The organism is Tenggerimyces flavus (genome assembly GCF_016907715.1).
Taxonomy (GTDB): Bacteria; Actinomycetota; Actinomycetes; order Propionibacteriales; family Actinopolymorphaceae; genus Tenggerimyces; species Tenggerimyces flavus.
In genome coordinates this window covers 6643413-6655855 of record NZ_JAFBCM010000001.1, presented here as the reverse complement: position 1 = coordinate 6655855, position 12443 = coordinate 6643413, and the positions used below count along the sequence as shown (strand labels likewise).

The following is a 12443-nucleotide window of genomic DNA, read 5'->3' as shown; positions in this document are numbered from 1 at the left end:
ATTTGTAGGGTCGATCCCCGATTCGGGGCTGGGCCACAGGTCCCTAGCCTCGGCCACGCGGATGATTGTGACCCGTGCGCCACCCGCGCGCCGGCTCGGTCCGTCGAGATGACGCAGCTGGAACGAGGGGGCATCGTGACGGCACCGACCACACCTGACGAGCCAGGCGAAGCTGAGGTCCAGTCGGACGATCCAGCGATGGACGCCAGATCGGGACCAACGCGCCGTCAGGTGATCGGCGGCATCGGTGGAATCGGTGCCGCGGCCATGCTGGTCGGGGGAGCGGGGCCCGCCGCGGCAGCAGCCGACCTGCCGATCTTCACGTTCTCACTCCAACTGAGCCGGCGGGACGACCTCGTCAATCTCCGCTTCGAACTGGACAACGTGACGATCTCGCCGGATGGGACGACCCTCCGTCGCGGTATCGATCTGCCGGGCCTTCCCTCCAGGCTCATCGTCCACTTCCCGCCGCAGTCGCTTGCCGAGGTGACGTCGCTCGACGACGACCCACTGCCTGCTCTTCCGGTCCGGGCTGTGCTTGCGAGGGAGAGTCGGCTGGCGTTCGACATCACCAACTCACTGCCGATGCCGCTGACGATCGAGCGGCTGTTGGCCTGGAACTCCCACGTCGCGCTGCTCCCGCCGAACGCCACCAGCACACGACCCATGTGCTACGTGCCGAACCTCAGAGAGCCGCAGGCCGCGGAGACTGCCATCGAGCTTCCGTGGAAACTGGTGACGTCGCCGATCGCGCTCGGTGGATGGGCCCACCGGACGGCGCCTCGGACTGGAGCGTCCGGCTGGACCGAGCTGTGGCACACCCGACTCGGTGTACGGGACCCGGGCGCGCCCGGGGGAGTCGACGAGATCCACCCGGCTGGGCGGGTCATCCGCGCGGTGTGGGCGCGGTACCCACAGTTCGCGCTGTGGCTTGCCAACCCCGACCTGGTCCCCGAGGGCCAGAGTCCAGGCCCGAACGACCCTCCAGCCCTGGCCATGGACGCCAAGAGTCGGTACGAGATCGTCCGGCTCTCGAGCGACTCCTCTCTCGACACCTCGACAGCATGTACCCAGCCGATCCTCGGGCCGCGTCGCCATCCGAACCGGCGCGAGCCGGTCAACGTCGACCTGCTGATGCTGACCAGCCTGGGCGGTTGGCTCGACTCGTCCAGCTACTGGTCCCGCCTGGACACCAGCCAGGACACCTTTGGCACCAACCTGGAGTCGTGGACGCACCGAGCGACGATGGGCCGCGACCACTACGTACGCATAGTTCGACGCGGGTTCTTGTTCCCCTTCGGCCATCGAGCCGTGTTCGTCGAGCTGAGCGAGCGGAAGCTGCTCGGGGCCGGGCCTACCAGGGCCGCTTACCTGCGGAAGCGCTATTTCATCGTCGTCCGGCAGCCAACGAAGTCGTACGCAGGCGACAGCGCGATGCCGCATGACGGTCGTGGAGTTCCGTTCACCACGGTACGGGTACTGACCAGGATCACCCCGAACCTGAAGGCGCCCTCGGCGTCCAAGTTGATCTCCAGCATCTCTCATGACGATGCGTTCATTCCCACTCTGGCGGTCGGCGACGATCGGTTCCAGTTCCTCTTCCGTGGGACAGATCATGCGGACCGTGCGGTCGACTTCCGCGCTCCGGCGGTCTTCGTCGCCGACGAGTCTCCACCGACGAACCCCACTCTCGTACACGACGTCATCGAGGCGTATGCCAACTTCGCTGACGACGGACTTCGCGAGGCGGACTTCGGCCGCAAGCACACCGTGGTCGCGAACCCTGGAAGCGATCCCGCCTCGACGAACCTGCTCGTGCGATCTGCTCAACTTGCGGGGGAGGAGCCCGTCGGGGCCGTTCCCGAGGGGACCGCGCGGTTCTACCCCAAGGTGGCCGAGCTGTCCGTCGATCTGCCGGAGGTACGTGCGTTGGCGGGGGCCGACGCCCAGGTCGCAAGGTTCTCCTACGCCACGTTCTATCTCGACAACGGCTTCAGCGCGGTCAACGTCGGTCAGGTGTTCCTCGAGGTCGAAGAGGGCAAAGAGACCGCACTCGGATTCGCTACTGATCGCTCCGGAGGCGTCGCGACGCCGAACCTCACCATCCGCGGGATGTCTAGAAAGCGTGGCCCGGTCACGGAGACAGGCGGGAACGCTGCCGCGGAGAAGTTCGATCCCAGCGCTATGTTCGCGGTCGGTGCCACCCTCCTCGGCGGGGTGACGTTGGGAGACCTTCTCGCGCCGCTCGGCGCCAACCCCAACCCCGGACAGGCGCCGCAGCTCACCAGCCGCGAGCTCGGCGACGGCAAGGTCGAGACCCGGCTGTCCTGGAAGCCGACACTTCGCGACCTTCCGCTCGTGAAGACCAACGGGAGTGAGCTCGAACTGCGTGCCCGCGTGGTTGCCGCGAAGGACGAGCCGCCTTACTACGAGATCAATGGCCGGCTTACCGACTTCACGCTCAGCTTCATCGACGGCACCTACATCGAGGTCGAGGTCGGGGTCCTTCGGTTCGCCTCGTCCTCCGACCAGAAGCCGGACGTCGATTGCGACATCCGCGACGTCCGCTTCCTCGGGGAGCTCGACTTCGTTCGGGAGCTCGCTGAGCTCTGCGGCTTCGGCGACGGAGGCGGCGTATGGATCGAGCCGGCGGCGGACCGGATCTCTATTGGGCTTGATGTTCCGCTGCCCAGCCTCTCCGTCGGCATCCTCGCCTTGGAGAACATCAAGGTCTCCGTGGGGTTGGTCATCCCCTTCGACAGCACGCCAGTGCTGCTGCGCGTGGCGTTCTGCAGCCGCGAAGATCCCTTCACCTTGCAGGTGATGATGTTCCGTGGCTCAGGGTTCGTGGCGGTCGAGCTCGGCGCCCACGGACTCGACATGATCGAGTTCAGCTTCGAGTTCGGCGTCGGCATGAGCATCGACCTTGGCGTCGCGAGCGGAACTGTCGAGATCATGGGCGGGCTCTACTACCAGCTTTCCAACAACGGTGGTGGCGACGCCGACCAAACCGTCGACTTCACCATGTACCTCCGCATGCGCGGCGAGCTCGACGTCCTCGGCCTGATCTCGGCGTCCCTGGAGTTCTACCTGTCCCTCGACTACTCATCGGCCGACGACTGCATGTACGGCGAGGCGACGCTGACCGTGAGCATCGATCTGTTCATCTTCAGCGGCGAGGTCGAGGTGACTTGCCGACGCGAGCTCAGGCGTGGCAGTGGCTCCGCGGCGCTGTCAGCGCCGAACGCGAGAAGCCGGCGTGGAACGGCGGCGCTGGACGCTGGTGACGAAGGCATGCCGATCCGGTTCGGCGACGCGATGACCGCGGGCCACTGGGATTCGTATTGCAAGACGTTCGCGGCCCTGTAAAGCCACGCCACCGCAATCAGCCCGGGAGCACTCGCCATGGCCAACCAAACGATCACCTGGACCACGCTGCCGGGAGGAGTCCGCGGCGACGGTGGCGGGGTGCGGTTCGCGCTGCACATCGCACCTCGGCTGCAGACGACCGGCTTGGCGGATGCGACCCTGCACCAGCAGTTCGGCGACTTCGTCGACTGGCCGGCGACCCTCACCGGGATGGCTGTCGAGCTCGTGTTTCCCGATCTGGGCTTGACGATTCCGGCGTCGATCGACACCGCGCCAGACAGCGCCAAATGGCGAGCGCTGTTCCCGCCGGCGACGTTGGTCCGCAACCACACCGTCCCCAACCTCGACGGAATCAAACTGGCGTCGTACCCCGTCGCTCACGTCGACGCCTTCCTGGCCGAGCAGTGGGGCAGGATCGGCGCCACCCAACCGGAGGATCACCCGACCTTCGACGATCTGATCGCTCCGTTCCGAGACATCGGCTTTCTGGATCTCAACGAACGAGAAGAGAACAAGAGCGGATGGCACCGGCTGGCCGGACTCCGGAAGGAGCTGGACGACAGGTACACCAAACACGGCGGAGCTGTGCCGTACGACCCGAACGACAGAACGACCATCCAGGGACGCGGCCTGTCCTTCCTCCAGCTTTTCGACTTCCATCACCGCCCCAAGCCGACGATCCCCAGCCCGCTGCCGATCCGGATTCGGCAGAAGCTCGACTTCCATCAGGTCGTCGCCTTCACCGCCAACCATCGAGCTTTGCAACGGCTGCTCGGCCTGGTCGTCGAGCTCACTGCGCCGCTGACACCAGCACTGCGAGCACTGCTCGACGGCGCAGCCCAGGAGACTTGGTGCACTGCCAACCTGACCGTCCCTCAACTCGACGCCACGATGACCACGTCGGTGACAGCCCTCGTGCGCTGCACGATCGGGGATCATCGATTCGAAGCGGCACCGAGGACTGCCACCCAACTGTCCCGCGGCATGCTTCGAGTCGGCGATCCCGACCTGTTCACCACCGTCACGGTCGATCCGGACGGCGGCGCGTTGAAGGCCATGCAGTTCGCCGCGACGCTTACCCGTAGCCACATCCTGTCTGGCACGGAATGGAAGGGACGAAGCCTCGGCACCACCGAGGAGTATCCACTCCCCGCCCTGCGGACGGGCGGCCTGTCGATCGCTCGGCTCGGGCAGGCGGCGCAGGTCCTCATCGCGCTCAAGGGCCTCCTCGACACGAACGACGACGTCTACGAACCACCGCCGGACGAAGAGCCCGAGAAGCTCAGGCTGTATGCGGAGGACATCGTCCGCGGGTACCGATGGGACGTTCGCGACTCCGCCGACGATCAGTGGCGATCGTTGATGCGGCGGGAGGGCCAGTACGAGCTGCTCCGACTGCCACCCGGACAACAGCAGGTGCCCGTAAGAGAGGAAGCCGCGACAGTCCTCGCCGCGACGACAGCCCACACCGAAGCCAAGGATCTCTACCTGCAGGAGTCGATCGCGTCGTGGTCCGGGTGGAGCCTCGCGGTTCCTCGGGTCGGCAACACCGTCGGGCTCGAGGGTCAGGTCAGCGCGCCGGAGGAGGACATCGACCCGGACTATCAGTTCGCCACCCAGTTCGACGTGCCCGCCGGGACCCTGCCACGACTACGGTTCGGTCACTCGTACAGCTTCCGCGCCCGTGCTGCCGATCTCGGCAACAGCGGCCTGCCGCCCACCACGCAGGACATCTCCATCGGTGGACCGGACACGTTCACTCCCTTCCATCCATTCCTCCGATTCGAGCCTGTGGAAGCACCGACGGTCGCGTTGCGCAAGCCTCGATGGCCAGGTGAGTCGCCCGCGCACATCGCAGTGCGTTCCGACCACGCGCAGTCCGAACGGCACGTCGTGCCGCCGCGGACCTCGCAGCTGATGGCCGAATGGCATGGCACTTTCGACCTCACCACGTCCGGCAAGCCGATGGACGTCGGCGCCTACCAGACACTCGTCGAACGCGACGGGAAGCGACTGGAGGATCTGCTCGACCCGAGCCAGGTGTGGGATCCGCACAAGAACCCGGCCTACTACGACACCGATGAGCTCGCTGTCCCGTACCTGCCAGACGTCGTGGCCAAGAAGGCAGTCATCCGCGGACTGCCGCCCACCCCGGTAACCCGAGAGGTCGTCCCCTTCCTCGAAGGGCCTTGGCCGGACGCTCGATCGTTCCGAGTCGTCCTCGGCCGCGCGCCGGTCGGTGGCGCGACCTGGACCCGCAGCGGCCGGGTCCTCGACGTGCGGCTCGAGCCCGGCGACATCTATGAGCTCCGCATCTCCTGCCAGTTCGACGCCGGCGACCTCGACGCGATGGCGCTCTGGAAGTGGATCGAGGAGTGGAACGCCGCGCAGCCGCCTGCCGATCAGGTGAACCTCGTTCCGGTCCGAGGCGCGGCTCTGCGTGGGCACCACTGGATGTTCACTCCATGGCGACCGACCGCACTCGTTCACGCCGTTCGGACGCCGCTGTCCGCGCCGCAGTTCAAGCAACTCGCGGTCGGGCGTCTGGTCGGAGCGACGAACGCACACGTGTTCGACCGTATGCTCACCCTCAGCCAGAAGAGCACCGGAACCCTCGACATCGTGGGCTCCTGGCAGATGCACGTCGACAACGGGCCGGGGACCGCGCCCGACCCCACCCAGCCGCAGTCTTTCAACGCGACCGCATACTCCGTCGCCATTGAGCATCCCGTAGGGCCGGCGGCCGACGTCGTCGAGAAGTACGTCCAGGGCTATCACGAGTTCGGCGACCACAAGTACAGGCGGGTCAGCTATCAGGGCGTCGCCACGACGCCGTTCGTCGAGTACTTCCGGGAAGCTACGACGATCGCGATGACCGGAGCTGGCGTGCCGTTCGACGGTGACGTAGCGGTCGAGACGATCAAGGTACGACAGCAAGACGACGGCAGGTACTACGAGCAGGCACCGCGCGGTCAGACCGACCCGGCCACGGCGACAGGAGACTACCTCGTCGACGCGGGGACGAAGCTGATCAAGCGGACCGCGAACGGCGCGATCGAGGAGAACGAGCAGGTCGAGCTCAGCTTCGCCCGCGGGCCGATCACCCGGCGGGGAGTGGCGGTCGTCAGGGATGTGCCCAACTCGGCCAGGCCGGCTGCGCCCAAGGTGCTGTACGTCGTGCCGACCTTCAAGTGGGAGAACATCCCGGGCGGCTCTCGCCGGCTCGGCGGAGGACTGCGCGTCTACCTGGAACGGCCGTGGTGGTCCTCCGGCGACGGCGAACGACTGGGCGTGGTGCTGTGGGGCAGTGTCGCCGAGGCACCAGAACCAGTCCGTCCGTACGTCACCGGTTGGGGGCAGGATCCGGTGACTCTCTCGGCGCAGCTCCCCACCGACGGACCATCGGTCGCGTCATTCCCGATGCGGGACGCCGAGACGACCGACCATGGCGTCACCCTGGCCGAACTGCCGGGCACCTACGTTCAGGTCGCCGGCCATCCGGTGAGCTACGACGCCGAACGCGACCTGTGGTTCTGCGACCTGCGCGTCACTCGATCGGACGGCGCGGAACTCGAGGCGTACTTCCCGTACGTCCGTCTCGCCCTGGCCCGTTACCAGCCGAACTCACTCGACGACTGCCATCTGTCGAAGGTACTCCTCGCCGAGTACATCCAGCTCTCCAACGGTCGCAGCGCAACGATCACCGCCAACGGCTCGCGTCGGACGATCGTCGTCCACGGCCGCGGCTTCACCAAGAACTGGTCCGGCTATCAGTCCTCGATGCGTGCCATCGTCGAACGTCGGCGAAGCGACATCGCCGACCCCGACCTCGGCTGGGCACAGGTCGGCAGCGCACAGTCGTTCGCTGCCAACCCCGCGGGAAACCTCTTCACATGGTCACTGATCCTGCCAGCACCCGGCACGGGTACCTTCCGGCTCCGCATCGAGGAGTACGAACGGCTACGAACCGGCGACGCACCATTCCTCGGCATCCACCCCACCGGAGAGCGGGTGGTCTACACCGACACCTTGCCATTCACCTGATCAGGTCGACACGCGCCTGGAGGCAGGGTACGCAGTCGTTCAGGGCAAATGATCATGTTCACATGATCATTTGCCGCTCTACCTGGGATACACCCCGTGTAAGGCACCCACTCGCCAGGTAAAGCGGCATCGGGTGCCCATCCGCCAGCACCTCCGACAGAAGAGCCCGCCTCGGGAAACGCCAGCTCCCGACCACCGAACTGCGGAGCCTCGCATGCGCCGCCGCTCACACGTTCCTGTGCGCGTTCGCTCCTGAACCCGGGCTGTGCCCTCCAGTCCAGGAACGCGCGTGTCTAGAGTTCGGACCCGAGCCCGCAACGGCGCAGGTAGCTGAGGGTTCTGGTCGCGATGGGCAGGGGGACGTCCGGCGCACAGGGATAGAGGTCCTGCTCGACGATGACGAACAGCAACTCGTTGTCCAACTCGCCTAGGGCATCGACGATCGCGCCGATGTCGGGGTCGCCGCCGGGTGGCTCGACGGAGACGCCGCGACGTACTGCCTCGCCGAAGGACAGGTCCTTCGCGCGAACGTCGGCCAGGATCGCCTGGTCCATCTGCTTGATGTGGACGTAGCCGATCCGGTCGGCGTACGCGCGTATCAACGCGACGTTGTCGCCGCCGCCGTACGTAACGTGTCCCGTGTCCAGGCAGAGTGACACCAGGTCCGGATCGGTGTCGTCGAGGAGACGCTCGATCTCGTCCTGGGTCTGCACATGGGTGTCAGCGTGCGGATGGAAGACGAGCCGCAGGCCGTACTCCTCCCGCACGAGTTTGCCGAGCGCGTCGGCGGATCGCGTCATAGCGCGCCAAGTTTCGGCATCGAGCTGACGCGGTTCGAGGTAGTCGTCGGTGGACCCGTCTCGGTACGCCCCGGGAAGGAAGACGAGGTACTCGGCCCCGGCGGCGACGGTCAGCTCCGCGACTTGTCGCGCCGAGCTGACCACCGAGTCCCATTCCGAGGGGTGGTGGAGGGCGCCGCCGACCGTGCCGCCGGAGACCCTTAGGCCGCGGCGCGCGAGCTCGTCGAGGAGCTGGGCGGGGTCGGTCGGCAGATAGCCGTACGGTCCGAGCTCGAGCCAGGTGTAGCCAGCCGCCGCGAGCTCGTCCAGGAACCGCTGCCAGGGCACCTGTTTGGGGTCGTCGGGGAACCAGACTCCCCAGGAGTCCGGTGCCGATCCCACCCGCGTTCGCGCGATCGCCGTCGCCATCGGAGGACTCCTGCCGCTACTTCAGACCGAGCTTCACCAGCTCGGCGACCATGCCTCGGATCCGGGGAGACTCGCTCTGGAGGAACGAGTCGGTGTAGACCCGATCGGTCTGGGTGAACTGCATGGTCTTGATGAACTTGGACCGGTTCGTCTCGTGCATCTGACGCAGATACTCGTACTGCTCTTCCGACGTGGGCTTTCCACCGACGTTCAACGTGAACATGCGGCGCCCGGTCCTGCCGCCCCACGACGAGTGCCACAGGTTCTGGTTGAAGAACACCACATCGCCCGGCTTCGACTCGAGCGGGAAGGCCGGGATCTCCGAGCCGGGTACGCCGTACGGGGACTCGTTCGCCTCGTCGGTGGGGTGCTGTTCCTTGAGCCGATCGTGCAGCGTCGCGCGGTGCGAGCCCGGGATCACCCGCAAGCAGCCCGAGTCCTTCTCGACCGGGTCGAGGTAGAACGCGACCTTGATGCGCGGGTAGGAGTTGCTCGCGTCCGGGTGCCAATGCGTGTCTCCCACGTACAGGTTGCCGTCCGACCCGATCCACACGAACTCGCGGCCGAGCAGGTCCTCGAGCGCTTCGAAGATGCGGTCGTCCTCGACCAGCTTGCTGAGTTCCGGTCGTTGCTCGACGAAGCCCATCACGCCCTGTCGCTTCTCGCCAGGGAACTCCCGTCCCTGCCGGTCCTGCTCGAGCACCTCGTCGAACTGCTGGCTGACAACCGCCATCTCTTCCGGTGTGAAGAGCTGCTTCCGTACGAGGAAGCCAAAGGTCTCGAAGTGCAGCTTCTGTTGGTCCGTAAGCATCCCGCTTGCCTCTCGATCGCTGTCGACGTCTCGACCGCACCGCTCCGACTACGGTGGCAGGGCGCTGCCTGGGCTGACGACAGTATACTGTGTCTGTTGGATGGTGATGTCAAGAAGGTGGATCGTCAACGTCGGTGGGGGAGTGGTTCGACACCGAGCTCGCTGGCCAGCTCATCGAGACCCTCGATCACTGCTCCGCCAAGCTCGATGCCGGACTCGAGCTGAGCCGCTCGTCGGGCGGACTCGGGCTCGCCCGGCAGAAGCACGGTGTCGTTCCCGAGTGCCGGCCGGGCGGATCGCAGCTGCGCGGCGAAGGTATCGATCTGGTCGAGGAACGTCTCCCGTTCGGCGAAGGCGGTGAGGTCGATCGCGATCGCCAGATGCCCGGAGCGCCACGAGTCGAGCACCCGCGAGCCCTCGCGGAGGAACTCCCTGGGCATGTCTGCCGCGAGAGTCGCGCCGGCCAGCACGCCAGCGAGGATCTCGTTGACCACGGCGAGCCCGTAGCCCTTGTGGCCGGCCATCGGCAGCAGGAGTCCGCGCAGCGCAGCCGCCGGATCGATTGTCGCACCACCCTCGTCGTCCAGCGCCCAGCCGGAAGGCAACCGCCGGCCCGTGTTCGCGTACAGCCGGATCCGGCCCCGATTCGTCGCGGACGAGGCCATGTCCACGACGATCGGTTCGCCGCGGGTGGGGATCCCGTACGCGAACGGCCCGTTGCCGAGCTTCGGATCGCGGCCGCCGTACGGCGTCATGACGGCCGGCGCGTTGCTGGTGAAGAAGCCGATCATGTGCGCCGTCGTCGCCGGGGTCAGGTGGATCGCCAACATGCCGGTGTGGTTGCTGTTGCGTACGGAGACCGCACCGATGCCCGCTCCTTGGGCGAGCTCGACAGCCCGCATCATGGAGCGTTGGCCGAGGACCAACCCGAGGCCGTTGTCGCCGTCGAGGAGCTCCACCGCTGTGCCCCCGCGCACCCGGCTCAGCTCCGGCTTCGGATTGATGATGCGCGCGGCAAGGGCCCGCGCGTAGGCTGGAAGGCGAGCGCAACCGTGCGAGGACACGCCGCGAAGGTCGGCCTCGACCAGTGCCGCAGCGATGAGGTAGGAGTCGTCAGTCGGTACGTCCGCAGCGGCGCAGATCGCTCGAACGAAGGCGGCGAGATCGTCGGCCGTGACAGTCGCGGCAGTGGGTGACATGGGCATCAGATCCTTGTCGACTGTAGATCGTATACCGTACTGTCATCGAGGTGCTGATGGCGAGACCTCACTCGTATGCCTCGTTCCTCGAAGGTCCGGTCGCGACTCTCGACGGCGAGGTGTACGTCTGCGACGTCCGTGCCAACCGGCTGCTGCGGTTCGGCCCGGACGGCAGCATGGAGGTGTACCGGGAGGACAGTGGCCGCGCGATAGGTAACACGTGGGACCTCGAGGGGCGCTTGGTCACCTGCGAAGGCGCCGAGCATGGACCAGGTGGCAGGCGGCGCCTGACGCGAACGACGCTCGCGACCGGTGCGGTCGAGACGCTGGTCGACCGCTACGAAGGCCGTCGGCTCAACAGCCCCAACGACGTCGTGTGCGACGAGCTGGGACGGCTCTTCTTCACCGACCCAAGGTACGGTGCGCGAGACGACCTCGAGCTCACGCACGAGTCGGTCTACCGGCTCGACCCCGACGGCACCTTGCGCCGCCTGGTCACGCAGCCAGCCGTCCAGCGACCCAACGGCGTCACGGTCACTCCCGACTGCGCGCACTTGTACGTTGTCGACTCCAACCACGCGCCCGGTGGTAGCCGCACGATCTGGGAGTTCGCCCTCGATCGCGCCGGCGAGATCGTTCGCCAGCGGCAGGTGTTCGACTTCGCTCCCGGCCGCGGCGGGGACGGTATCGCGCTCGACGCGAAAGGGGACCTCTACGTTTGCGCGGGAATCGCCACGCCACGGAGCAGCGGAGAGACGCGGCACAACCCGCCCGGTGTGTACGTGATCAGCTCATCCGGCAGCTTGCTCGACGTCATCGACATCCCTCAAGACGTGATCACCAACTGCTGCTTCGGCGATGCCGATCTGCGAACGCTCTTCGTCACTGCCGGCCATCTGGTCTTTCGGTGCCGGGTCGACGAACCCGGCTATCACGCCGGTATGCGCCCACGGCCGATCGATGCCTGAGCCCCGCGAGCTCGTCGCCATCACCGGCGCCAACGGCCTGATCGGGCAGATCCTGTGTGCCGGCCTGGCGGGCTCGTTCGACCTCCGTCCGGTGACCAGACGCGAACGGGTTCCCGGCGGGGAGGTCGCCGCGCTCGACGACCTCCCAGGTCTTCGCGCGGCGTTCCAGGGATGCCGCTCGGTCGTCCACCTGGCCGCGGCCGCGTCCACCGAAGCCGAGTGGCCGGAGGTTCTCACGGCCAACATCGTCGGAACGCGCAACGTGTACGAGGCGGCCCTCGACGCCGGCGTCAACCGCGTGGTCTTCGCCTCGAGCAATCACACCGTCGGCGGCTACGAGATCGCGCATGCGCCCGGCATCTACGAGCTCGACGCGACGGCCGTGATCCGAGAGCAGGACGACGTCCGGCCCGACTCGCTGTACGGCGCCTCGAAGGTCTTCGGCGAGGCGCTGGGTCGCTACTACCATGACGCGTTCGGTCTGTCGGTCGTGTGCCTGCGGATCGGCTCGGTCCGCTCGGACGACGACCCGTACGGCGAGACGGTCCGACAGAGCGCGGGTTGGCTTCCGCTCGACGATCGGCAACGACTCGCCAGGTCGCGGGCTACCTGGCTCAGCCATCGCGACTGCGTCGAGCTGTTCCGCTGCGCGTTGGTCAGCGACGTCGGCTGGGTTGTGTGCTTCGGAACGTCAGCGAACCCCCGTCTGCTGTGGAGTCTCGACCGGGCGCGCGACGAGCTCCACTTCGTACCTGCCGACCGCGCATCGCCCCGACTCCCTTCTCCTGTGAGAGGGATCGACAACGCACATCGCCAACAGTAGTCTGTATACAAGAATTCGAAG

7 protein-coding genes are annotated in these 12443 nt (G+C 66.7%); 4 read left to right on the top strand and 3 right to left on the bottom strand.

Annotation, left to right across the window (positions count from 1 at the left end):
- Nucleotides 1–198 precede the first annotated feature (198 nt).
- Together JOD67_RS31130 and JOD67_RS31125 are read left to right on the top strand one after the other, a co-directional pair.
- Nucleotides 199–3369: a hypothetical protein gene (locus JOD67_RS31130; protein WP_205121261.1), complete on the top strand. Its 3171-nt coding sequence runs from the start codon at nucleotides 199–201 to the stop codon at nucleotides 3367–3369.
- 36 nt (nucleotides 3370–3405) lie between these two features.
- Nucleotides 3406–7413 carry a hypothetical protein gene (locus JOD67_RS31125; RefSeq protein WP_205121260.1) on the top strand — a complete coding sequence of 1336 codons (4008 nt, stop codon included), beginning with the start codon at nucleotides 3406–3408 and terminating at the stop codon, nucleotides 7411–7413.
- A 293-nt stretch (nucleotides 7414–7706) separates the two neighbouring features.
- Here JOD67_RS31125 and JOD67_RS31120 read toward each other — a convergent pair whose 3' ends face one another.
- From JOD67_RS31120 to JOD67_RS31110, 3 genes are all read right to left on the bottom strand, one after another.
- Nucleotides 7707–8621 carry a TIM barrel protein gene (locus tag JOD67_RS31120; RefSeq protein WP_205121259.1) on the bottom strand — a complete coding sequence of 305 codons (915 nt, stop codon included), beginning with the start codon at nucleotides 8619–8621 and terminating at the stop codon, nucleotides 7707–7709.
- A 16-nt stretch (nucleotides 8622–8637) separates the two neighbouring features.
- Nucleotides 8638–9432, bottom strand: a complete 795-nt coding sequence (locus JOD67_RS31115) for a phytanoyl-CoA dioxygenase family protein (protein WP_205121258.1) — start codon at nucleotides 9430–9432, stop codon at nucleotides 8638–8640.
- A gap of 125 nt (nucleotides 9433–9557) precedes the next feature.
- Nucleotides 9558–10631, bottom strand: coding sequence for an Ldh family oxidoreductase (locus tag JOD67_RS31110; RefSeq protein WP_205121257.1), 1074 nt, complete (start codon nucleotides 10629–10631; stop codon nucleotides 9558–9560).
- Nucleotides 10632–10687: 56 nt separating this feature from the next.
- On the opposite strand from JOD67_RS31110, the gene JOD67_RS31105 reads away from it, so the two are divergent.
- Nucleotides 10688–11599, top strand: a complete 912-nt coding sequence (locus tag JOD67_RS31105) for an SMP-30/gluconolactonase/LRE family protein (RefSeq protein WP_205121256.1) — start codon at nucleotides 10688–10690, stop codon at nucleotides 11597–11599.
- Nucleotides 11592–12422, top strand: coding sequence for an NAD-dependent epimerase/dehydratase family protein (locus JOD67_RS31100; protein WP_205121255.1), 831 nt, complete (start codon nucleotides 11592–11594; stop codon nucleotides 12420–12422). The genes JOD67_RS31105 and JOD67_RS31100 overlap by 8 nt, the downstream gene beginning before the upstream one ends.
- The last annotated feature ends 21 nt before the right edge of the window (nucleotides 12423–12443 follow it).